Consider the following 22418-nt stretch of genomic DNA (forward strand, 5'->3'; position numbering starts at 1 on the left):
TGCGTTCAGCCCCGGGCCACCGTCACTTCCACTGGGTGGAGACGCCGAATCCGGCCGCGATGAACCCGAAGCCGACCACGATGTTCCAGTTGTCCAGGCTGTCGATCGGCAGCGAACCGTCGGTCACGTAGAAGACGACGATCCAGGCCAGGCCGATGAGGAACATGGCCAGCATGACCGGCGCGACCCAGGCGCGGTTGGTGAGCTTGATGGCCTGCGCCTGCTTGGAGGGCGGCGGCGTGTAATCGGCCTTCTTGCGGATACGTGACTTCGGCACGAGGGTCTCTCCTGTCGATGCGCTGCGTGGCCGCGCAGGGTTTGGGTCGGGCTCGGGGCAGCGTACAAGGGGACACTGAGCGCTCCCCCGGGCGTCAGTTAGCGTAGTGCTTCCGTGGCGCCTAAGGAGATAAGGGTACGTTGAGCAATTCTGCCGACTCCCCCCAGCCGGGATCCAGTCCCGACCGCCGAGGACGATTCCGTCCCGCGCGGGTGCTCACGGTCGCCGTCTTCGCGCTCGCGGGCCTCATTTTCTTCACCAGCTTCAATACGGCCAAGGGCACCAACATCCGCACGGACACGTCCCTGTTGAAGCTTTCCGACCTCATCCAGGAACGCAGCCACAAGAACGGCGAACTGGACGAGACGAACGCCACCCTGCGCGACCGGGTCGACGCCCTCGCCGACGCCGACGACGGCAGCACCGAGGCCGAGGACGCCCGGCTCGCCGCTCTGGAGAAGAGCGCGGGCACCCAGAAGCTCAAGGGCGAGGCGATCACCGTCACCCTGAACGACGCCCCGCCGGACGCCACCGCCAAGCTCCCCGGCTACCCCGAGCCGCAGCCCGACTACCTGGTCATCCACCAGCAGGACCTCCAGGCCGTGGTGAACGCCCTGTGGCAGGGCGGGGCCGAGGGCATCAAGGTCATGGACCAGCGGCTGATCTCCACCAGCGCCGTGCGCTGCGTCGGCAACACCCTGATCCTCCAGGGCCGCGTCTACTCACCGCCGTACAAGATCACGGCCGTGGGCGACCCGGAGAAGCTCCAGAAGGCGCTCGGCGCCAGCCCGGCGATCCAGAACTACATGGTGTACGTCAACGTCTACGGCCTCGGCTGGAAAGTGGAGGAGAACGGGACGGTGACTCTGCCGGGTTACTCGGGCACAGTGGATCTGCACTACGCCGAGCCCGTGGAGTAACCCCCCTCTGGAGGCGCCGGTGCGCGTCGTCGTGAGGACCGTCAGCGAGCTGTGCATCACCGCCGGCACCGTGATCGTTCTCTTCGTCGGGTACGTGCTGTTCTGGACCGGAGTGCGGGCCGACGACGCCATGGACGAGCAGATCGACCGGCTCCAGGAGCAGTGGGCCCGTGAGCCCGCGCACCCCGCCGGGAGCACCCCGGCCCCGAAGCCGTACGTGGACGGCCGCCCTTTCGCGATCATGTACATCCCCCGGCTCGGTTTCACGTGGAACAAGCCGGTCCTGGAGGGCACCTCCACCGAGACCCTGAAGAAGGGCCTCGGCCACTACGCGGCCACCACCCGGCTCGGCGGCAGGGGCAACTTCGCCGTCGCCGGGCACCGCCGCACCTACGGCGACCCGTTCAAGGACTTCCCCCGGCTGCGGCCCGGCGACGCGGTGGTCCTGACCGACGGGACGACCTGGTTCACGTACCGCGTCGACAAGGGGCCGTACCGCACGGTCCCGACGGACGTGGCGGTCGTCGACCCGGTCCCGCGCAGGTCCGGCTACACCCGGCCCGGCCGCTACCTCACCCTCACCACCTGCGACCCCGAGTGGGGCCACAGCCACCGGCTGATCGTCTGGGCCCATCTCGACCGCACCGAGCCTGTGGACAACGGCGAACCGGAAGCCCTCCGCCGTTAATCTGGTGCGGGCGGCGTGAGTCAGGTGCCGTGGTACGGACGTAAGGGGCGGCATGTACGGCTGGATCTGGCGGCATCTGCCGGGCAACGCATGGGTGAGGGCGCTGATCTCGCTCGTGCTGGTGCTCGCGGTCGTCTACGTCCTGTTCCAGTACGTCTTCCCGTGGGCGGAACCGCTGCTTCCCTTCAACGATGTGACGGTGGACAACCAGTGAGCGCGCGCATTCTCGTCGTCGACAACTACGACAGCTTCGTCTTCAACCTCGTGCAGTACCTGTACCAGCTCGGCGCCGAGTGCGAAGTGCTGCGCAACGACGAGGTGTCCACCGCGCACGCCCAGGACGGCTTCGACGGCGTGCTCCTCTCGCCAGGCCCCGGCGCCCCCGAGCAGGCAGGCGTCTGCATCGAGATGGTCCGCCACTGCGCGGCCACCGGCGTCCCCGTCTTCGGCGTCTGCCTGGGCATGCAGTCGATGCAGGTGGCCTACGGCGGTGTCGTGGACCGGGCGCCCGAGCTGCTGCACGGCAAGACCTCGCCGGTCGAGCACGAGGGCAAGGGCGTCTTCGCCGGACTGCCCTCGCCCTTCACCGCGACCCGCTACCACTCGCTCGCCGCCGAACCCGCCACGGTCCCGGCCGGGCTGGAGGTCACGGCCCGCACCCACGACGGCATCATCATGGGCCTGCGCCACCGGGAACTCCCGGTCGAGGGCGTGCAGTTCCATCCCGAGTCGGTGCTCACCGAGCACGGCCACCGGATGCTGGCCAACTGGCTGGTGGAATGCGGCGACCAGGGCGCGGTGGCGCGGTCCGCGGGGCTCGCCCCGGTGGTGGGCAGGGCCACGGCGTGACCTCGGACTGGTACGGCTCGGAGGGGTACGCGACGGCGCAGGAGCCGTACGCGCCGTACCCGTCCGACGAGCCGTACCGGACGCCGTACGAACCGCCGTACGGGCCGCCGGCCGACGACGAGACGGTCGCGCTGCGGATACCCGGTGAATCCATGACGGGTCCTCTGCGGGCCTCGGAGGCGGCTGGGGCGCCCGAACCCCCGGCCGGGGGGCGAGCGGCCCGCAGAAAGGCCGCCAAGCGCCGCCAGGGGCGCCACGGAGGCAACACCCGCCCCTCCGGCACCGGGGAGGCGGCTCCCGGCCAGCCGCTGTCCCGGGTGGAGGCACGCCGGCTCGCGCGCTCCCGCAAGCCCGGCCCGGCGGTCGTCGTCAGCCGGGTGGTCGGCGAGCTGTTCATCACCACCGGCGTGCTGATGCTGCTCTTCGTCACCTACCAGCTCTGGTGGACGAACGTCCGCGCCCACGCGCAGGCCGGTGACGAGGCCAGCGACCTCCAGCGGGACTGGGAGAACGGCAGACGCAACCCCGGCGTCTTCGAGCCCGGCCAGGGCTTCGCGATCCTGCGCATCCCCAGACTGGACGTGGTGGTGCCGATCGCCGAGGGCGTCGACAACAAGAAGGTCCTCGACAAGGGCATGGTCGGCCACTACGGCGAGGGCGACCTGAAGACGGCGATGCCGGACGCGAAGACCGGCAACTTCGGCCTGGCCGGACACCGCAACACCCATGGGGAACCGTTCCGGTACATCAACCGGCTGGAGCCCGGCGACCCGATCGTGGTCGAGACCCAGGACACCTACTACGTCTACAAGATGGCCTCGATCCTGCCGGTCACCCCGCCCAGCAACGTCAGCGTCCTCGACCCGGTCCCGCCGGGCTCCGGTTTCACCGCTCCGGGGCGCTACATCACCCTCACGACATGCACGCCGGAGTTCACCAGCAAGTACCGGATGATCGTCTGGGGCAAGATGGTCGAGGAACGGCCGCGCAGCAAGGGCAAACCCGATGCGCTCGTCAGATAGGTCGTCGGCCGGGCGTCAGTCGAGGGCGGGAGAACAGTGGCAGCGACCACCGAAGGCACCGAAGAGCACACCGGGACCGACCGCCCGGACCACGTCCCGGCCCCCCGCCGCGGGCCCGGTCCGATCGCCACGGCGGTCAGCGTCTTCGGCGAACTCCTCATCACCGCGGGCCTGATCCTCGGCCTGTTCGTCGTCTACTCGCTGTGGTGGACCAACGTCCTGGCCGACCGAAAGGCGGGCCGCGAGGGCGACAGGGTCCGCGACCACTGGGCCCAGGACACCGGCCCCGGAGCCCTGGACACCAAGGACGGCATCGGCTTCCTCCACGTCCCCGCGATGGGCGGGGGCGAGATCCTGGTCAAGAAGGGCACCGCCGCGCAGCTCCTCAACGACGGGGTGGCCGGGTACTACACCGACCCCGTCAAGGCGACCCTCCCCACCTCCGGCCGCAACGGCAACTTCTCCCTCGCCGCCCACCGCGACGGCCACGGCGCCAAGTTCCACAAGATCGACCGGCTGCACGAGGGCGACCCGATCGTCTTCGAGACCAAGGACAAGTGGTACGTCTACAAGGTCTACGCGACCCTCCCCGAGACCTCGAAGTACAACGTCGCGGTCCTCGGCGCCGTCCCCCAGGAGTCCGGCAGGAAGAAGGCCGGCAAGTACATCACCCTGACCACCTGCACCCCCGTCTACACCAGCCGCTACCGGTACGTGGTGTGGGGCGAACTGGTCCGTGTCCAGAAGGTCGACAGCGAGCGCACCCCGCCCAGGGAACTGCTCGGCTGATCCCCGGGACACCCCGGACGGCGCGGAGCCCCGGCCCCCCGTGAGGGGCCGGGGCTCCGTCGTGCGCGGACCGGTCCGGTCAGTCGAGGCCTCCGATGATGCCCCCGTCGCCGCCGTTGCCGCCGCCGTTGTTCTGGCCGAAGGTGACGGTCGTCAGGGTGATCTGCTGGCCCGCCGGGTCCTCGGTCTTCTTGTCGGGCTTCGGGTCCTGGTCGATGACGAAGGCGTTGTCGTTGCCGTCGCCGTTGATCACGATGTTGGTGAAGCCCTGGGACGCCAGGATCGCCTTGGCCTCGCCGAGCGTCCGGTTGCGGACCTCGGGGACCTGGACCTCCTGCTTCTTCTTCTCACCGATGTTGATCGTCACCGTCGAACCCGGCTCGACCTGCTGGCCGATCGCGGGAACGGTGTCGATCACCACGTTGACCTTGCTGTCGTCGTCCGTGGGGACGTTGACGCAGTTGCCCTGGAGGTTGTTGGCCTCCAGCTGTGCCTTGGCGGCGTCGCAGCCCTGGCCGGCGACGTTCGGGACGGTCGCCTGCTCCTTCTCCTTGGCGACGGTGAGCTCCACGGTCGAGCCCTTCTCCACCTCGTCGCCGAGCTCCGGAGTCTGCTCCAGGACCGTGTTCGCCTCCTCGGTGGACGACTCCTCGTACGTCACCTTGACGGTGAAGTTGTACTTGTCGTCCTCCAGGATCGACTTGGCCTCGTCCAGGCTCTTGCCGGTCACACTCGGCACGGCCACCTTGGGTGCGCCCGTGGACACCACGAGGGTGACCGTCGAGCCCTTGTCGACCTCGTTGCCCGCCTTGACGTCCTGCTCGCAGATCTTGTCCTTGGCCGTGTTCTCGCACGGTTTGGGGTTGAACGTGAGCTTGAGCGAGACGTTGTCGGCTTGTCGCTGGGCCTCGTCCTTCGTCAGGTCGACGAAGTTCGGGACGGTCGCCGTGGCGTTGTCGGCGCCGTTGCCGTTGAAGATCCACTTGCCGATGAGGATCGCGCCGACCAGGACCAGGACGGCCGCCACGACCAGCAGGATCGTGGAGTTGCTCGACTTCTTCTGACGCCGCCGGTCGGGGCGGTCGTCGTAGCCGAAGCCGCCGTCGTCCGGGTTCATCGGGGGCAGCATCGAGGTGGCGCCCCCGTCGGCCTGGCGCAGGGCCGTGGTCGGCTGGTCGTCGGGGTAGCCGCCGTAGCCGACCGCGCCCATGGCGGCCGTCGCGGCGACCGGCTGGCCGTCGAGGCAGGCCTCGATGTCGGCGCGCATCTCGTCGGCCGACTGGTAGCGGTAGTTGGGGTCCTTGACCAGTGCCTTGAGGACGATCGCGTCCATCTCCGGCGTGATCTCGGGGTCGAAGACCGACGGAGGCTGCGCCTCCTCCCGCACGTGCTGGTAGGCCACCGCGACCGGGGAGTCGCCCACGAAGGGCGGCCGGACCGTCAGCAGCTCGTAGAGCAGACAGCCGGTGGAGTACAGGTCGGACCGGGCGTCGACCTGCTCGCCCTTGGCCTGCTCCGGCGAGAGGTACTGCGCGGTGCCGATCACGGCCGAGGTCTGGGTCATCGTCATGCCGGAGTCGCCCATGGCACGGGCGATGCCGAAGTCCATCACCTTGACCTGGCCGTTGCGCGTCAGCATGACGTTCGCCGGCTTGATGTCGCGGTGGACGATGTTGTTGCGGTGCGAGTACTCCAGCGCCTGGAGGATGCCGATGGTCATCTCCATCGAGCGCTCCGGCAGCAGCTTGCGGCCGCTGTGCAGCAACTCACGGAGCGTGGAGCCGTCGACGTACTCCATGACGATGTACGGGATCGAGACCCCGTCGATGTAGTCCTCGCCCGTGTCGTAGACCGCGACGATCGCGGGGTGGTTGAGCGAGGCGGCCGACTGGGCCTCCCGGCGGAACCGGGCCTGGAAGGAAGGATCGCGCGCGAGATCCGCGCGCAGCGTCTTCACCGCCACGGTGCGGCCGAGGCGCGTGTCATGCGCGAGGTAGACCTCGGCCATGCCACCACGGCCGAGCACCTGGCCCAGCTCGTACCGGCCGCCGAGGCGACGCGGCTCTTCCATAGCTACCTACCAGCCCTCTCCGTCGGGTCCCGGTCCGCACGCCTGTGCGGCCGGAGGCTGCCGTCCGGGCCTACCGTACCCGGCTCTCTTTGTGCGACCTGGCCAAGCCCGTCAACCCGATACAGGACCGGTATCGCAGCGTGCAACGATGTGAAGGGGATGTGCTCGGCATCACTTCTTGCTGTCGATGACCGCCTTCATCACATCCCGGGCGATCGGACCGGCCAGACCGCCACCCGAGATGTCGTCACGGTTGGCGGCGCCGTCCTCCACGACCACGGCCACGGCGACGGGCGCGCTGTCCCCGACCTTGGCGTAGGAGATGAACCAGGCGTAAGGCTTCTCACTGTTGTTCAGACCGTGCTGGGCCGTACCGGTCTTGCCGCCGACCGTGGCGTTCTCGATCTTGGCCTTTCCGCCGGTGCCCTGCGGTTCGTTGACGACGGACTCCATCATCTGCTGGAGCTTCTGCGCCGTCTCCGGGGAGACCGCCTGGGACAGCTCCTCGGGGTCGGTCGTCTCGATGGTGTCCAGGCTCGCGGTCTTGATCTGGTCGACCATGTACGGCTTCATCAGCGTGCCGTTGTTGGCGATGGCCGCGACGACCATGGCCATCTGGAGCGGGGTGGCCCGGTTGGAGGCCTGGCCGATGCCGTCCATGGCGTTCTGCGGCCGGTTGTCCTCGGGGTAGATGCTCTCCGCGGCGCGGACCGGGGTGTCCAGCTCCTTGTTGTTGTAGCCGAACTTCTCCGCCTGCTCGATCATCTTCTCGTTGGTGACGGAGTCCGCGAGCTTCGCGAAGACGGTGTTGCAGGACACCATGAGCGCGTACCGCAGGGTGGCGTTCTTGCACTCGCCGTGCTGGTTGGTCAGGTCGGTGCGGGTGCCCGGCAGCTCGTACGGGTCCGGGGTCTTGGTCTTGTCGTCGATGCCCGAGACGACACCGTTCTCCAGGGCCGCGGCCGCGGTGACGACCTTGAAGGTCGAGCCGGGCGGGTAGACCTCGCGCAGCGCCCGGTTCAGCATCGGGTCGTCGGCGTTGTTCTTCTTCTGGACGGCGTTCCAGGCCTTCTCGTCGTCGCCGGAGGTGCCGGCGAACTTCGAGGGGTCGTAGGACGGCGTGGAGACCAGTGCGAGGATCTTGCCGGTGGACGGCTCGATCGCGGCGACGGCGCCCTTCTTGTTGCCCAGACCCTCGTAGGCGGCCTTCTGCGCGGCCGCGTTCAGGGTGGTGACGACGCTGCCGCCCTCGCGCTCCTTGCCGGTGAGCATGTCCAGGGTGTTGCGGAAGAACAGCCGGTCGTCGTTGCCCGTGAGGATGCCGTCCTCGAGCTTCTCCAGCTGGTTGGCGCCGAAGGCCTGCGAGGAGTAGCCGGTGACCGGCGCCCACATGGGGCCGTTCACCCAGGTCCGCTTGTACTTGAAGTCGCCGGACTCGTTCTCGACGGAGCCGGTGATCGGCTTGCCGTCGACGATGATGTTGCCGCGCGGGATGGAGTAGCGCGCGATGTTGACCCGGCGGTTGTTGTCGTCGGTGGCCAGCTCGTTCGCCTTGACGTACTGGAGCCAGTTGTCGCGGATGAGCAGCGTCAGGATGAGCAGCCCGCAGAAGATCGCGATCCGGCGCAGGGGCTTGTTCACGGGCGGACCACCTGGGTCATCTCGGCGTCGGGGTTCGGGGCGGGGGACGGCGCCGGGCGGCGCGCGGTGTCGCTGATTCTGAGCAGGATGCCGATCAGCGCCCAGTTGGCGATGACGGAGGAACCGCCGTACGCCAGGAAGGGCATCGTCATACCGGTCAGCGGGATCAGCCCCATGACGCCGCCCGCGACGACGAAGACCTGGAGGGCGAAGGCGCCGGACAGGCCGATCGCGAGCAGCTTGCCGAAGGGGTCGCGGGCGGCGAGGGCGGTGCGCACGCCGCGTTCCACGATCAGGGCGTAGACGAGCAGGACCGCCATCAGGCCGGCCAGGCCCAGCTCCTCGCCGAAGGTGGCGAGGATGAAGTCGGAGTTGGCGGCGAAGCGGATCAGCTCGGAGTGGCCCTGGCCCCAGCCGGTGCCGAGGGTGCCGCCGGAGCCGAACGCCCACAGGGCCTGCATGGCCTGCTCGGAGTGGCCGCCCACACCCTGGCGGGAGAGCGTGTACTCGCGCATCGGGTCGAGCCAGGCGTCCACACGCTGCTGGATGTGCGGCTCGAAGGAGGCCACACCCACGGCGCCGACCGCGGACATCAGCAGACCGAAGACGATCCAGCTGGTCCGCTCGGTGGCGACGTACAGCATGATGACGAACATTCCGAAGAACAGCAGCGACGTACCGAGGTCGGTCTCGAAGACCAGGATGAGGATCGAGATCCCCCACACGACCAGGATCGGGCCGAGGTCGCGGCCGCGGGGCAGGTACAGGCCCATGAAGCGGCGGCTGGCCAGGGCGAGCGCGTCGCGCTTCACCATCAGGTAGCCGGCGAAGAAGATCGCGAGGACGATCTTCGCGAACTCACCGGGCTGGATGGAGAAGCCGGCGACGGAGATCCAGATCTTGGCGCCGTAGATGTTCTGGCCGAGGCCCGGCACCAGTGGCAGCAGCAGCAGGAACACGGCGCCGAGCATGGAGATGTACGTGTAGCGCTGGAGGACGCGGTGGTCCTTCAGGAAGATCAGCACCACGATGAACAGCGCGATGCCCATCGCCGTGTACAGCAGCTGACGGGGCGCGGCCGTACCGGCCTGCCCGATCGACTGCAGCAGCTCGGACTGGTCCAGGCGCCAGATCGCGACGAGCCCGAGTCCGTTGAGCAGCGTGGCCAGCGGCAGCAGCAGCGGGTCCGCGTACGGGGCGAACTTGCGTACGGCCAGATGGCCGACGCCGGCCAGCAGGCCGAGGCCGAACCCGTAGGCCAGCAGACCGGAGGGCACCTCGTCGTTGATGGCCAGGCCCACGTTGGCGTAGGCGAAGACCGGGATGACGACGGCGAACACGAGCAGCGCGAGCTCGGTGTTGCGCCTGCTGGGCGCTCCGATGGCGCCGATCGTGGACGTGTGGTGCGTCGACGTGTTGGTAGTACTGCTCATCGTGTGACGGGGCCTCTCACGGCTCGCCTACTGCTTACCGCAGAGCGAGACGACCTTCTGCTCTTCCTCCGACAGGCTCGGGCCGGGGCTGGGAGTGGTCGCGGTGGGGGACGTGGACGGGTCGGGGGTGGTGGCCGACGGGTTCGGCGATGGCGAGGCCGACGGTGTCGGCGACGCCTTGGACGCGAACGAGGTGCGGGTGGTTCCCGTGGTGCCGCCGGCCTCGCCCTCGCCGGTCTTCGCGTTCTTCTCGCTCTCCGCGGCGCGCCGCTCGGCGCTCTTGCGGCACGCGGAGGCCTGCACGGACAGCTCGTCGATTTTCGTCTGGGCGTTCTTCAGGCCGCCCTCGGCGATCGTCGCCTTGACCGCCTTCTGCTGGTACGGCGGCAGGTACTTGAGTTCGATCTCGGGGTGGTCCTTCTCCACCTTCGACAGCGACACCCAGGCCAGGTCCTGGCTGATGCCGCGGTAGAGGGCGACGTGCTCGTCGTTGGTGCCGACGTAGTACTGGGTCTGCGTCCAGCGGTAGCCGCCGTACAGACCCGCTCCCACGACGGCCAGCGCGAGCCCGATGTAGACCGAGCGCTTCAGCCATCTGCGGCGGGGACGCTCCTTGACGAAGTCGTCGTCGCCGAAACCGAAGCCGTCGGTGGGGATGAACCCGGTGATGTCGCCGGAGCCGGGCGGGCCGAACTCGCCGCCGCCCTGCTGCTGCCTGCGGCCGAGGCCGGAGGCGCGGCCGGCGGGCGTCTGCATGATGCCGTTGTCGTGCAGCTGGTGCTGGTTCTCGGCGACCGCGCCGACCACCACGGGGGCGTCGGAGATGTGGCCGGCGAGGGTGTCACCGGTGTCCAGGTCGAGGACGTCCGCGATGATCACGGTGATGTTGTCGGGGCCGCCGCCGCGCAGCGCGAGCTGGATCAGCTCGTGCACGGTCTCCTGCGGGCCCTGGTAGCTGGCGAGGGTGTCCTCCAGGGTCTGGTGGGACACCACGCCGGACAGGCCGTCGGAGCAGATCAGATAGCGGTCGCCCGCCCTGACCTCGCGGATCGACAGGTCGGGCTCGACATGGTCGCCGCTGCCCAGCGCGCGCATCAGCAGGGAGCGCTGCGGGTGGGTGGTGGCCTCTTCCTCGGTGATCCGGCCCTCGTCGACGAGGCGCTGCACCCAGGTGTGGTCCTGGGTGATCTGCGTCAGGACGCCGTCGCGCAGCAGATAGGCGCGGGAGTCCCCGACGTGGACGAGGCCGAGGCGCTGGCCGGTCCAGAGCAGGGCGGTGAGCGTGGTGCCCATGCCCTCCAGCTGGGGGTCCTCCTCGACCATGGAGCGCAGCTGGTCGTTGGCCCGCTGCACGGCGGCGCCGAGGGAGGTGAGCACGTCGGAGCCGGGGATGTCGTCGTCCAGGGCGACGATGGTGGAGATCGCCTCGGAGGAGGCGACCTCACCCGCGGCGGCGCCGCCCATGCCGTCGGCGATCGCGAGCAGCCGGGGACCGGCGTAACCGGAGTCCTCGTTGCCCTCGCGGATCATGCCCTTGTGCGATCCGGCGGCGAAGCGCAGTGACAGACTCATGCCCACCTCGCCCGTCGGCTCCGCATGCAGCCGGTCGTGTCGAGCCACACTGCCCACCCTCCGGTCGGGAGCGCGCCGGTGCCCGGGGTGCCGGTCTCCGCCGCGTGCTCGCTCCGCTCGCGCTCATTCATGATGTAGCACTACTTCCGCAGCTCGATGACGGTCTTGCCGATGCGGATCGGCGCACCCAGCGGAATCGGTGTGGGGGTCGTCAGCCGGCCGCGGTCGAGGTAGGTGCCGTTGGTGGAGCCCAGGTCCTCGACGATCCACTGACCGTCCCGGTCCGGGTAGATCCTGGCATGGCGGCTGGAGGCGTAGTCGTCGTCCAGCACGATCGTGCTGTCGTGCGCACGGCCCAGCGAGATGGTCTGCCCCTGCAGGGCGACGGTGGTGCCGGTCAGTGTGCCTTCTGTCACCACCAGCTTGGTGGGAGCGTTACGGCGGCCCCGGCCGCCCGCGGGTGCGGGCTGCTGGCGCTGCTGGGGCGGCGCCTGGCGGGCAGCCTGCTGCTGCCGCCCGGCGTCGCGGCGCGATCCGCGCTGGGTGACGCGCGTACCGAACAGGTCGCTGCGGATGACCTGCACGGCCACGATCACGAACAGCCACAGTACGGCCAGGAAACCCAGCCGCATGACCGTGAGGGTCAGCTCTGACATTGCCCCCGGATCACCCTTCGGCTTGCCTATAGATAACGGTGGTGCTGCCCACGACGATCCGCGAGCCGTCGCGGAGCGTAGCGCGGGTGGTGTGCTGCCCGTCCACCACGATGCCGTTGGTGGAGCCGAGATCCTGGACAGTCGAGGGCGTTCCGGTCCGGATCTCGCAGTGCCGTCGGCTCACACCGGGGTCGTCGATCCGTACGTCGGCCTCGGTGCTGCGGCCCATCACGAGCGTGGCGCGGGAGATCTGGTGGCGGGTGCCGTTGATCTCGATCCAGTAGCGGGTGCGTCCGCCGGCCGCGGGGCTGACGGGGGCGCCGCCGTGCCGCGGTCCGGCGGGCGGCTGCGGGGCGGGGGCGGGCTGCGGGTAGCCGTAGCCGCCGGCCCGGGCGCCGGGCGGCGGTGCGGCCGGCATCGGCGGGGCGCCCGCGGGGGCGCCTCCCGGCTGCGGGTATCCGTAGCCGCCGGGACGCTGGTTCGCGGCGGGGGCGCCGGGCGCCGGGGCCTGGCTGCTGGAGGAGGCGAGGGTGCGGCTGCGTACGCGGTACAGGCCGGTGTCGAGGTCCTCGGCCTTCTCCAGGTTGACCTTGATCGGTCCCATGAAGGTGTAGCGCTGCTGCTTGGCGTAGTCGCGGACCATGCCGGCGAGCTCGTCGCCGAGCTGCCCGGAGTACGGGCTGAGCCGCTCGAAGTCCGGTGTGCTCAACTCCACGATGAAGTCGTTCGGTACGACGGTCCGGTCGCGGTTCCAGATGGTCGCGTTGTTGTCGCACTCGCGCTGGAGCGCGCCGGCGATCTCCACGGGCTGGACCTCGGACTTGAAGACCTTGGCGAAGGTGCCGTTGACCATGCCTTCGAGACGCTGCTCGAAACGCTTCAGGACTCCCATGAGGCACCTCCTCTGTCGCTGTCGTCCTGCCTGCTGCTGCTTCTTGCCTGGCTGTTTCCTACCGGTACTGCTTACTGATCGTATCCACGCACCGGTGGATCGGCTGGTTCCCCCTGGTGAACCGGCCGACCGGTGTCATCAGGTGCCGACCGGCGACCGTCCGGAGCCGGCCCGGGTGGTGCCCGGGGCCGCTTGTCGCCGTCCGTGGTGCCGACTGGTTGCCGACGCCTCCGACAGTTCCCCCCGCGGGGCCCGTTCGAACTCCGCCGGGCTCCGCTTCTGCCATGGATCGTAGAGGCGGCCCCGGACCAGTGTCCCGCACGTGGCTGTGCTCGCGGTCCTGCTCCTGTGAGGACGGGGTGGACCGGTACAGGGTTGATACGTGCCACCGCCTGCCTCGGGCGGCCCCTGGGGGGCCGGGGAAAGGGATGTGAATCCATCCCGTCCAGCGTGCTAATGTTCTGCATGTCGGAAGGCGCCGCACCGAGAGGGAACGGAGCCCGAGGACACACCCAATGCGCGGGTGGCGGAATAGGCAGACGCGCTGGATTCAGGTTCCAGTGCCCGCAAGGGCGTGGGGGTTCAACTCCCCCCTCGCGCACCAGACGAGACGGTCGTCATCGTGAAAACGATGGCGGCCGTTTTGCGTTGGGCTTCTGGTCGCGGTTGTCCGGGGTGGGATGCCGGACAGGGTCTGGGCCGTGGTCTGCGTGGGGCCGGTCTTCGCGGCGGGGCGGCTCCGTGACGGGGCGGGTTCCTGGCGGGGCGGGTCCGTGGCGATGGCCGCACGGGGGCTACGGGGGACCGCGGGGCGAAGCCCGTTTCGCGGGGGCCGCGTTCGTGTGATGAAGGCCACGGGTGGGCGGGGCGTTGTCCACAGGGTGGCAGGCCACGGTGCGGACGGATGGAGTTGTCCACAGGGTCTGACGTGTTTCGGCCACCGGCTGTACGGTTCGGGCCTGATTGATGTTCATGTCGATGCGGCGCGGCAGGTACGCGTCCGTGGAGTGCGGGGGAGGCGGTCCTGGTGGCCGACGGTGCGGAGCGGCGACTGCCGCGGGTGCGGGGGTTCGCCGAGTGGCCGGGCGCTGGTTCGCCCCGTGAGGAGGGCAAGGAACTGCGCCGCCGGGTGCCGCGCGAGGCACACGCCCTCCTCGACCTCGACGACTCCCGGCCGGACGCGCTCGGTGCCGTGGAGGAGTCCAGCCGCGGCCGTCTGCCCGAGCTGGCGCCGATAAGGGTCGGCAGGATGGCGGCCAGCCCGTTCGCCTTCCTGCGCGGCTCGGCGGGCCTGATGGCCCATGACCTGGCCCGCACCCCCATGACCGGGATCCGCGCCCAGATCTGTGGCGATGCCCACGCCGCCAACTTCGGCCTCTACGGCGACGCCCGCGGCGGCCTGGTCATCGACCTGAACGACTTCGACGAGACCGTCGTCGGCCCCTGGGAGTGGGACCTCAAGCGCCTCGCCGCCTCGCTCGTGCTCGCGGGCCGGGAGGCAGGCGCCGACGAGGACACCTGCCGCAAGGCCGCCCGCGACGCCGCCGGTGCCTACCGGCGCACCATGCGGCTGCTCGCCAAGCTGCCCGTGCTGGACGCGTGGAACGCCATCGCGGACGAGGAACTCGTCTCCCACACCGACGCCCACGACCTGCTCGGCACGCTGGAGCGGGTGATGGAGAAGGCGCGCGCCAACACCAGCGGGCGCTTCGCCGCGAAGGCGACCGAGCCCGCCCCGGACGGCGGGCGCCGCTTCCAGGACGCCCCGCCCGTGCTACGGCGGATCCCGGACGCGGAGGCCGCCGCGGTGGCCGCCTCCCTCGGGGACTACCTCGGCACGCTCTCCGAGGACCGCCTGCCGCTGCTCGCCCGGTACGCGGTGCAGGACGTGGCCTTCCGCATCGTCGGCACCGGCAGCGTGGGCACGCGCTCCTACGTCGTGCTGCTCCTCGACCACCGCGGGGAGTCCCTGGTCCTCCAGGTGAAGGAGGCCCGTCCGTCCGCGCTGCTGCCGCATCTGGCCGCCGCCGGCCTGGAGGCGCCCGCCGCCGGGCACGAGGGCCGGCGGGTGGTGCTCGGGCAGAAGCGCATGCAGGTGGTCAGCGACATCCTGCTGGGCTGGACCACCGTCGACGGCCGGGACTTCCAGGTGCGGCAGTTCCGCAACCGCAAGGGCAGCGTCGACCCGGCCGCGCTCGCCGCCGACCAGGTCGACGACTACGCCCGGATGACCGGCGCCCTGCTCGCCCGCGCCCACTCGCACAGCGCCGACCCGCGCCTGGTCGCCGGGTACTGCGGGAAGAACGAGGAGCTGGACGAGGCGATCGCCACGTTCGCCGTCGCCTACGCGGACCGTACCGAGGCGGATCACGCGGAGCTGGTGGCCGGGGTCCGCGCGGGACGGATCGCCGCGGAGATGGGGGTCTGAGGCCGTGGTGGGTCGTGTGGGGTCGGGGGTCTGAGGGTGTGGCGGGTTCTGCGGAGGCAGGAGTCTGAGGTCGTGGTGGGTCCTGCGGTTCTCACGTTTCGGGAGGTCGTTCAGCCGTGTCCTACGCTGGTCGGGTGACGAGCTCGGAAGCTGAGCAGGGCGAGGGCAACGTGGCCGGGGTGACCGGGCCGGTGCCCGAGGGTGGTGTGCCGGGGTCCGGTGACGGGTCCCCGGAAGCGGGGGGCGGCCCGGGGGCCGGGGAGGGCTCGCAGGGCTCTTCGGCCGGCCAGGCCCCGCCGGAGGCTCAGGGTGCGCCGGAGGCGGCCGGCTCTCCGGGCGCGCAGGACCCTGGGGCCGAGCAGGGCCCGCAGGCCGCTACGCAGGCCGCCGCGCAGGCCTCGCCGGGCTCCGAGTCGCCCGAGGAGCGGCTGGAGCGGGCGGTGCGGGCGGCCGAGCAGGCGCTGATCGAGTTCGAGATCGCGGTGGAGACCTTCCGCATCGAGGTCGAGAACTTCTCCCGGCTCCACCACCAGCGGCTCGGCCCGATGTACGCCCGGCTCGAGGAACTGGACGCCCTCATAGCCGAGGCGCGCGCGGCCCGTACCCAGGACCCCGAGGACCTGCGGGTCGCCCAGGAGCTGCGGGCCCGGGTGCTGCCCATGCCCAGCGTCGAGGAGCTGTTCCACGGCTGGATGGACGGGGACGGACTGTTCCCGGAGGCCACGGCGATGCTGACCGGTCAGGCCGTGCAGCCGCCCGCGCGGGTGCGCCCCAGCGAGGAGGCCCGCAAGCTCTATCGCGAGCTGGCCCGCAAGGCGCATCCCGACCTGGCGCAGGAGGAGGGCGAGCGCATGCGGCGTGAGGAGTTCATCACCCGGGTGAACTCCGCCTACGCCCGCGGCGACGTGGCGCAGCTGCGGCAGCTGGCCGAGGAGTGGGCGCAGGGCCCCGCGCCCGTGGACCGCGGCCCGACCCGCAGCGAGGAGCTGTACGCCCGCCTCGACTGGCTGGCCCGGCGCAAGGAGATGCTCTCCGTGATCGCCAAGGAGCTGGAGGAGGGCGCGATCGGCGCGATGCTCCGGATCGCCCCGGACGACCCGGACCGGCTGCTGGACGAGATCGCCGAGCAGCTGCTGACGGAGGTCGCCAAGCGGGAGGCGGAGCTGGCGGGGCTCCAGGGGTAGGGCGTAGCTCCACGGGGGCTTCGTCCGGTGGGCGTCGGCCGACCGACGGTGGCCGGTCGGCGGTCGGCGGTGGCCCGACCGACGGTGGCGGGTCGGCGGTGGGCGGATCGCGGGCCCGCGGTGCTTCGGCCGAGGTCGGGTAGCGTCGGAGGCATGAATTTCGGAGGAGTGCCCACGGTCGAGGTCACGGACCTCAAGGACGACGACTTCCTGCTGGACGTCCGTGAGAACGACGAATGGCAGGCCGGTCACGCCGAGGGGGCGCTGCACATCCCCATCAGCGAGTTCGTGGCCCGCTACGGCGAGCTGACCGAGGCCGCGCCGCAGGACGGCCGGGTCCATGTGATCTGCCGCTCCGGCGGGCGTTCGGCGCAGGTCACCATGTACCTGGTCCAGCAGGGCATCGACGCGGTGAACGTGGACGGCGGCATGCAGGTGTGGGCTGCCGTGGGCCGGCCCGTCGTGACGAACGAGGGGCAGCCCGGGTTCGTCCTGTGATCGCGGACCTGGGGCGGCTCGGGTCGGTCTTGTGAGCCGCCCCGGGCGCGCTCCCGTCGCCGCGGCCCGTCCGGCGGTCAGCCGCTGAGGGGGTGGGCCGCCAGCAGGTCTCCCAGGGCTTCCTCGTGGGCCGCCGCCGGGCCGAGCGACAGTTCCAGGTGCTTGGCCCAGGCGTGATAGCGGTGCAGGGGGTAGTCGACGTCCGCGCCGAAGCCGCCGTGCAGATGCTGGGCCGTCTGCACCACGCGGCGCACCCCCTCCGACGCCCAGATCTTCGCGACGGCCACGTCCCCGGACACCGGGAGCGCGCCCGGCGTCCCCGAACCGAGCCGCCAGGCCGCCTGCCAGAGGGTGATCTCCATCGCGCGCAGGTCGATGTAGCGGTCGGCGGCCTGTACGGCGACCGCCTGGAACGTGGCGAGCGGGTGCCCGAACTGCTCGCGTGTGCCGGTGTAGTCGGCGGTCATCCGCAGCACCCGTTCCCCGAGGCCCAGCGCCAGGGCGCAGGTTCCGGCGGCCAGCAGCCCGCGCAGCCACTCCCAGGCCCCGTCCGCCGTCACCACGCATCGCCGCGGCAGACGTGCCGAGTCCAGCCGCAGTTCGCCGAGGCGTTCGCCGGCCGTGGAGATCTGCTCGGCGAGGGTGGTGCCGGGGTGGCCGTGCGGGACCAGGGCGAGGACGCTGCGGCCGCTGCCGGTGTGCGCGGGCACGAGGACGTGGTCGGCGTCGAACGCCCACGGCACCGCCGTCTGCACGCCGTCCAGCACCCATTCCGGCCCGTCCGGGCGCGCGGTGACGGCCAGTTCGGCCGGGTCGTGGCCGGTACGGCCGTGCGCGGCGACGGTCAGCACGACCTCGCCCCGGCCGGTTCCGGCGAGCAGCCCGGACGTCAACTCCGGTTCGGCGTGGGCCTGGAGGGCGGCGGCGGCCGCACAGCTCTCCAGCAGGGGGACGCGGGCCAGCACCTTCCCGGACTCGCGCAGCACCCCGCACAGCGCGACCGCGTCCAGGCCCGCTCCGCCGTGCGTCTCGTCCAGCAGCAGGCTCAGCAGATCCGCCTCGGCCAGCCTGGCCCACAGCTCCCGGTCGAAGCCCTCGGCGACGGCGCCCCTGGTGAGCGAGGGGCTGGGTACGGAGTCGGGCGCCACGTCCGCGAACACCCCGCGGGCCGCCTCGGCGGCCGCCTCCTGCTCCTCGGTGAAGGTGAAGTCCACGGTCCTGGCCTCCCGGCGACTCCGCCGGCCCGGCACGGCTGCCGGACCTGACGGGGCGTCAAGATAGAACAGGTTCCAGGAGAAGGGAATGCCGTGTCCTCAGCGGTCTCAGCGGTCGAAGTCCAGCTCCACCTTCTCCGTCGCCGGGTGCGACTGGCAGGCGAGGACGTATCCGGCGTCCGTCTCCTCCGGCTCCAGCGCGAAGTTGCGGTCCATGCGGACCTCGCCGGAGACGAGGAAGGCCCGGCAGGTGCCGCAGACCCCGCCCTTGCAGGCGTAGGGCGCGTCGGGGCGGTTGCGCAGCACCGTGTCGAGCAGGGACTCGCCGTCCTGCACCGGCCAGGTGCCGCCGCGGCCGTCGAGCCGCGCGGTCACCGTGCTGTGCGCGGGGGTGGCGATACGGGCCCTCGGGGCGTCGCCGTTGTCCACGTGGAAGATCTCCTCGTGGATCCGGGTGCGGGGCACGCCGAGGCCGCGCAGTGTCTGCTCGGCGCCCTGCACCAGGCCGTACGGCCCGCACAGGAACCAGCCCGCGACCTCGTCCACCGGCAGCAGCGCGGGCAGCAGCCCGGTCAGCCGCTGCCGGTCGAGCCGGCCCGTGGGCAGCCCGGCCTGCTGCTCCTCCCGGGAGAGGACCGTGACCAGCTGGAACCGCTCGGGGTAGCGGTCCTTCAGGTCGGCGACCTCTTCCAGGAACATCGTCGAGGCGGCCGTGCGGTCGCCGCGTATCAGGCAGAACCGCGCTCCGGGCTCGCGCGCCAGCAGGGTGGAGACGATCGACAGCACGGGGGTGATCCCGCTGCCGCCGACGATCGCCGCGTACAGTCCGGGCGCCGGGTCGAGGGTGAAACGGCCGGCCGGGGTCATCACCTCCAGCTCGTCGCCGATGTTCACCTCCTTGAGCGCGTACGTCGAGAACGCGCCGCCGTCCACCAGGCGCACGCCGACCCGCAGGGTGCGGGGGCCTTCGTCACCGGGTGCGGGGGCGGGGGCGCAGATCGAGTACGTCCGCCGGATCTCGGCCCCGTCGGCAGGCCGCCGCAGCGCCAGATGCTGGCCGGGCGCGAAGCGGTAGGTCTCGCGCAGCTCCGGGGGCACGGCGAAGGTGAGGGCCACGGAGTCGTCGGTGAGCCGGTCGACCGCGGCCACCGGGAGCGTGTGGAAGCGGGCCATCACAACTCCTTGAAGTGGTCGAAGGGTTCACGGCAGTCGAGGCAGCGGCGCAGGGCCTTGCAGGCCGTGGAGGAGAAGCGGGTGAGCAGCTCGGTGTCGGCGGAGCCGCAGTGCGGGCAGGTCACCGGCTCCGCACCGGGGCCGGGCCCGGCCGCCGTGGGGGCCGCGGTGCGGGTCGCGCCGAGGGTCAGGGCCACCGGCCCGGAGTCGTGAAGCGCCCGCGGGGGCGCGATGCCGAACTCCCGCAGCTTGCGGCGGCCTTCGGCCGATATGTCGTCCGTGGACCAGGCCGGGGCGAGCACCGTGCGGACCGTGACCTCGCGCATCCCGTGCGCGTGCAGCACCCGTTCGATGTCGGCGGACATGGTCTCCAGCGCCGGACAGCCGGTGTACGTCGGGGTCAGCTCGACCTCGACCGCGTCCGCGCCGCGCAGATGCACGGCACGCAGTACGCCCAGCTCCTCCAGGGTGATCACGGGGAGCTCGGGGTCGGGCACCGATCCGGCGAGCGCGAGCAGCTCGGCCTCCAGCGGGGTGACGGTCACCATGACGCCCCCGGGTGGCTGCGGTGCAGGTGCTGCATCTCGGCGAGCATCCGGCCGAACGACTCGGTGTGCAGGCCCTCGCGGCCCGCTCCGGCCGCCCAGGCCCCGGTGCGCGGGCCCTCGGGGACGGTCAGGGTGGCCTCGCGCAGCACGTCCTCGACGGCGGCGAGCCAGGCCGCCTCCAGGGTCTCGCGATCCACGTCCAGGCCTTCCACCGGGCGGAACATCTCGCCGGTGAACCGCCACAGCGCCTGACAGGCCCGCTGCATGCGCTCATGGCTGACGTCGGTGCCGTCGCCCAGGCGCAGGGTCCACTGCCGGGCGTGGTCGCGGTGGTAGGCGACCTCCTTGACGGCCTTCGCGGCGAGCGGGGCGAAGGGGCCGTCGCCCGCGGCCAGTTCGGCGTACAGCAGGTGCTGGTAGGTGGAGAAGTACAGCTGGCGGGCGATGATGTGCGCGAAGTCGCCGCCGGGCTGCTCCACCAGCTGGAGGTTGGTGAAGGCGCGCTCCTCGCGCAGGTAGGCCAGTTCGTCCTCGTCGCCCGCCATCGACAGCAGCACGCGCGCCTGGCCGAGCAGGTCGAGCGCGATGTTGGCGAGGGCGACCTCCTCCTCCAGGACGGGGGCGTGGCCGATGGTCTCTCCCAGGCGGTGGGAGAGCACGAGGGCGTCGTCGCCGAGGGCGAGGGCGGCCGTGACGGTGCTGGTGACGGTCGCCTCGGGGGTGACGGTCGTCTCGGAAGCGGTCACAGGTGCTTCACCCCCTCCGGGATCTCGTAGAACGTCGGGTGCCGGTACGGCTTGTCGGCGGACGGCTCGAAGAACGGGTCCTTCTCGTCCGGGGAGGACGCGGTGATCGCCGACGAGGGCACGACCCAGATGGACACGCCCTCGCCGCGCCGGGTGTACAGATCGCGGGCGTTGCGCAGGGCGAACTCCGCGTCCGGTGCGTGCAGGCTGCCGGCGTGGGTGTGGGAGAGGCCTCGGCGCGAGCGCACGAAGACCTCCCACAGGGGCCAGTCGGTGGTGCTCATGCGTGCGTCTCCTCGCGCTCACCGATGTGCTGGGTGCTGTGCTTGGCCGCGTAGGCCGCGGCCGCGTCCCGGACCCACGCGCCTTCGTCGTGGGCCTGCCTGCGCTGGGTCAGGCGCTGTTCGTTGCAGGGGCCGTTGCCCTTGAGGACGTCCCAGAACTCCGTCCAGTCGATGGCGCCGAAGTCGTGCTGTCCCCGCTCCTCGTTCCACTTCAGGTCCGGGTCGGGCAGCGTCAGGCCCAGGGACTCGGCCTGCGGGACGCAGATGTCGACGAAACGCTGGCGCAGCTCGTCGTTGGAGTGGCGCTTGATCTTCCACTCCATCGACTGCGCGGAGTGCTGTGACTCGTCGTCGGGCGGGCCGAACATCATCAGCGACGGCCACCACCAGCGGTCGACCGCGTCCTGCGCCATGGCGTGCTGCTCCGGGGTGCCGTTGCTCAGCGCCAGCAGCGCTTCGTACCCCTGGCGCTGGTGGAACGACTCCTCCTTGCAGATCCGGACCATCGCGCGCGCGTACGGCCCGTAGGAGCAGCGGCACAGCGGCACCTGGTTGGTGATCGCGGCGCCGTCCACCAGCCAGCCGATCGCGCCGACGTCCGCCCAGGTCAGGGTGGGGTAGTTGAAGATCGAGGAGTACTTCTGGCGGCCGCTGTGCAACTTGTCGAGCAGCTCGTCACGGCTGGTGCCGAGCGTCTCGGCCGCGCTGTACAGATACAGCCCGTGGCCCGCCTCGTCCTGGACCTTGGCCATCAGGATCGCCTTGCGGCGCAGCGAGGGCGCGCGGGTGATCCAGTTGGCCTCCGGCTGCATGCCGATGATCTCGGAGTGCGCGTGCTGCGCGATCTGGCGGACCAGGGTCGCGCGGTAGGCGTCCGGCATCCAGTCGCGCGGCTCGATGCGCTCCTCCGCGGCCACGGCCGCGTCGAAGACGCGCTGGTACGCCTCGGCGGCCTCGTCGGTGCCGCCGGGGCCTTGCTGCTCCGGTGTACGGGCCGTCTGGTGCGCGGCTGCTGTCGCCATGAGGTCCCCTCGACCACGGGCTCTGCCCTGAGCCTCTCCCGACCGATCGTTCGGTCCGTGCGATTCCATGGTGGGACGGGCGCCGTAAGGTGTCAACCGTTGTGGATAACCCGTCCGGGGTCGCAGGTCCGTCGTGGGTCCCCGCCGGGGGCTGCGCCGGGACGGCCGGGCTGAGTACCGTTCCGCGTGCGAGTGCCGGGGGACGGTCCGTGCGGACCTCTCGAGTCCGTCGGCCGTGGCGCTCGCCGCATCGACGGGCCGGCTGCGAGGGCCGCACCGCGGGTCGGCGCGGGTCGGCGCACGCGGGCGCGGGTGGTCGCGGGCAGTCGCAGGTATCGGACCGGCGGGGAATCGGGGAATCGGGGCGTGATGGACGCGCACGGCGCTAGGGACGCGGACGAGGGGCGCACGCCTGCCCTCGGCGAACCGCCGGAGGGCCGTTCCGCGGCGGATGCCCGCCCTGTGACTCGAGCCGTTCCCGAGCCGGAGCGCGGGTCCGTCTCCGCTGCCG

The 22418-nt window shown here is 71.0% G+C and carries 21 protein-coding genes, 1 tRNA gene and 1 pseudogene; 10 read left to right on the forward strand and 13 right to left on the reverse strand.

Annotated elements, in window-relative coordinates; genetic code table 11:
- Positions 1-22: 22 nt before the first annotated feature.
- Entirely contained in the window at positions 23-277 is a 255-nt protein-coding gene (crgA, locus tag ACFYR0_RS10330; RefSeq protein ID WP_389324309.1) for a cell division protein CrgA, read from the reverse strand.
- Positions 278-417: 140 nt separating this feature from the next.
- Here crgA and ACFYR0_RS10335 point away from each other — a divergent pair, with 140 nt between their 5' ends.
- The 6 genes and pseudogenes from ACFYR0_RS10335 to ACFYR0_RS10360 all read left to right on the forward strand — a co-directional run bounded on the left by ACFYR0_RS10335 (position 418) and on the right by ACFYR0_RS10360 (position 4545).
- A complete protein-coding gene (locus ACFYR0_RS10335; RefSeq protein WP_389324311.1) occupies positions 418-1197 on the forward strand; it encodes a DUF881 domain-containing protein in 780 nt (259 codons plus the stop codon).
- A gap of 19 nt (positions 1198-1216) precedes the next feature.
- A complete protein-coding gene (locus tag ACFYR0_RS10340) occupies positions 1217-1885 on the forward strand; it encodes a class E sortase (RefSeq protein WP_389324314.1) in 669 nt (222 codons plus the stop codon).
- Between the two features lie 15 nt (positions 1886-1900).
- Positions 1901-2099, forward strand: a pseudogene (locus ACFYR0_RS10345) (hypothetical protein).
- The gene (locus ACFYR0_RS10350; protein WP_389324317.1) at positions 2096-2734 is read left to right on the forward strand and encodes an aminodeoxychorismate/anthranilate synthase component II; all 639 of its coding nucleotides are present in this window, start codon (positions 2096-2098) and stop codon (positions 2732-2734) included. The pseudogene ACFYR0_RS10345 and the gene ACFYR0_RS10350 overlap by 4 nt, the downstream one beginning before the upstream one ends.
- Positions 2665-3756, forward strand: a complete 1092-nt coding sequence (locus ACFYR0_RS10355; protein ID WP_389324320.1) for a class E sortase — start codon at positions 2665-2667, stop codon at positions 3754-3756. The genes ACFYR0_RS10350 and ACFYR0_RS10355 overlap by 70 nt, the downstream gene beginning before the upstream one ends.
- Before the next feature lie 36 nt (positions 3757-3792).
- Positions 3793-4545: a class E sortase gene (locus ACFYR0_RS10360; RefSeq protein ID WP_389324322.1), complete on the forward strand. Its 753-nt coding sequence runs from the start codon at positions 3793-3795 to the stop codon at positions 4543-4545.
- 79 nt (positions 4546-4624) lie between these two features.
- On the opposite strand, the gene pknB is transcribed toward ACFYR0_RS10360, so the two are convergent.
- From pknB to ACFYR0_RS10390, 6 genes are all read right to left on the reverse strand, one after another.
- Positions 4625-6616 (reverse strand): Stk1 family PASTA domain-containing Ser/Thr kinase, encoded by a 1992-nt coding sequence (gene pknB / locus ACFYR0_RS10365; protein ID WP_389324325.1) that lies wholly within the window; start codon positions 6614-6616, stop codon positions 4625-4627.
- Between the two features lie 171 nt (positions 6617-6787).
- Positions 6788-8257, reverse strand: a complete 1470-nt coding sequence (locus ACFYR0_RS10370; protein WP_389324328.1) for a peptidoglycan D,D-transpeptidase FtsI family protein — start codon at positions 8255-8257, stop codon at positions 6788-6790.
- Positions 8254-9690 carry an FtsW/RodA/SpoVE family cell cycle protein gene (locus tag ACFYR0_RS10375; protein WP_389324331.1) on the reverse strand — a complete coding sequence of 479 codons (1437 nt, stop codon included), beginning with the start codon at positions 9688-9690 and terminating at the stop codon, positions 8254-8256. The genes ACFYR0_RS10370 and ACFYR0_RS10375 overlap by 4 nt, the downstream gene beginning before the upstream one ends.
- 27 nt (positions 9691-9717) lie before the next feature.
- Positions 9718-11262: a Stp1/IreP family PP2C-type Ser/Thr phosphatase gene (locus ACFYR0_RS10380; RefSeq protein ID WP_389324333.1), complete on the reverse strand. Its 1545-nt coding sequence runs from the start codon at positions 11260-11262 to the stop codon at positions 9718-9720.
- Positions 11263-11402: 140 nt separating this feature from the next.
- The gene (locus ACFYR0_RS10385; RefSeq protein WP_386377929.1) at positions 11403-11918 is read right to left on the reverse strand and encodes an FHA domain-containing protein; all 516 of its coding nucleotides are present in this window, start codon (positions 11916-11918) and stop codon (positions 11403-11405) included.
- 10 nt (positions 11919-11928) lie between these two features.
- Positions 11929-12810 carry an FhaA domain-containing protein gene (locus ACFYR0_RS10390; protein WP_389324337.1) on the reverse strand — a complete coding sequence of 294 codons (882 nt, stop codon included), beginning with the start codon at positions 12808-12810 and terminating at the stop codon, positions 11929-11931.
- Positions 12811-13327: 517 nt separating this feature from the next.
- Between ACFYR0_RS10390 and ACFYR0_RS10395 the strand changes: the two genes are divergently transcribed.
- From ACFYR0_RS10395 to ACFYR0_RS10410, 4 genes are all read left to right on the forward strand, one after another.
- A tRNA-Leu gene (locus ACFYR0_RS10395) sits at positions 13328-13414 on the forward strand.
- A 420-nt stretch (positions 13415-13834) separates the two neighbouring features.
- Positions 13835-15238 carry a DUF2252 domain-containing protein gene (locus tag ACFYR0_RS10400; protein ID WP_389324622.1) on the forward strand — a complete coding sequence of 468 codons (1404 nt, stop codon included), beginning with the start codon at positions 13835-13837 and terminating at the stop codon, positions 15236-15238.
- A 206-nt stretch (positions 15239-15444) separates the two neighbouring features.
- Positions 15445-16422, forward strand: a complete 978-nt coding sequence (locus ACFYR0_RS10405; protein ID WP_389324625.1) for a hypothetical protein — start codon at positions 15445-15447, stop codon at positions 16420-16422.
- Between the two features lie 168 nt (positions 16423-16590).
- On the forward strand, positions 16591-16920 hold the full coding sequence (locus tag ACFYR0_RS10410) for a rhodanese-like domain-containing protein (protein WP_389324628.1): 330 nt from the start codon (positions 16591-16593) through the stop codon (positions 16918-16920).
- A 77-nt stretch (positions 16921-16997) separates the two neighbouring features.
- Here the strand turns inward: ACFYR0_RS10410 and ACFYR0_RS10415 are convergent, their stop codons facing one another.
- The 6 genes from ACFYR0_RS10415 to paaA all read right to left on the reverse strand — a co-directional run bounded on the left by ACFYR0_RS10415 (position 16998) and on the right by paaA (position 21907).
- A complete protein-coding gene (locus ACFYR0_RS10415) occupies positions 16998-18134 on the reverse strand; it encodes an acyl-CoA dehydrogenase family protein (protein ID WP_389324341.1) in 1137 nt (378 codons plus the stop codon).
- A gap of 108 nt (positions 18135-18242) precedes the next feature.
- Positions 18243-19307 carry a 2Fe-2S iron-sulfur cluster-binding protein gene (locus ACFYR0_RS10420; protein WP_389324344.1) on the reverse strand — a complete coding sequence of 355 codons (1065 nt, stop codon included), beginning with the start codon at positions 19305-19307 and terminating at the stop codon, positions 18243-18245.
- Positions 19307-19855: a 1,2-phenylacetyl-CoA epoxidase subunit PaaD gene (paaD, locus tag ACFYR0_RS10425; protein WP_389324347.1), complete on the reverse strand. Its 549-nt coding sequence runs from the start codon at positions 19853-19855 to the stop codon at positions 19307-19309. The genes ACFYR0_RS10420 and paaD overlap by 1 nt, the downstream gene beginning before the upstream one ends.
- Entirely contained in the window at positions 19849-20601 is a 753-nt protein-coding gene (gene paaC, locus ACFYR0_RS10430) for a 1,2-phenylacetyl-CoA epoxidase subunit PaaC (RefSeq protein WP_389324350.1), read from the reverse strand. Before paaC ends, paaD begins: the two co-directional genes overlap by 7 nt.
- Positions 20598-20885 carry a 1,2-phenylacetyl-CoA epoxidase subunit PaaB gene (gene paaB / locus ACFYR0_RS10435; RefSeq protein WP_356689295.1) on the reverse strand — a complete coding sequence of 96 codons (288 nt, stop codon included), beginning with the start codon at positions 20883-20885 and terminating at the stop codon, positions 20598-20600. Before paaB ends, paaC begins: the two co-directional genes overlap by 4 nt.
- Complete coding sequence (gene paaA, locus ACFYR0_RS10440) at positions 20882-21907, reverse strand: 1,2-phenylacetyl-CoA epoxidase subunit PaaA (RefSeq protein WP_389324354.1); 1026 nt, start codon at positions 21905-21907, stop codon at positions 20882-20884. Before paaA ends, paaB begins: the two co-directional genes overlap by 4 nt.
- Between the last annotated feature and the right edge of the window lie 511 nt (positions 21908-22418).

This window comes from Streptomyces sp. NPDC005017, from assembly GCF_042873115.1.
Classification (GTDB): Bacteria; Actinomycetota; Actinomycetes; order Streptomycetales; family Streptomycetaceae; genus Streptomyces.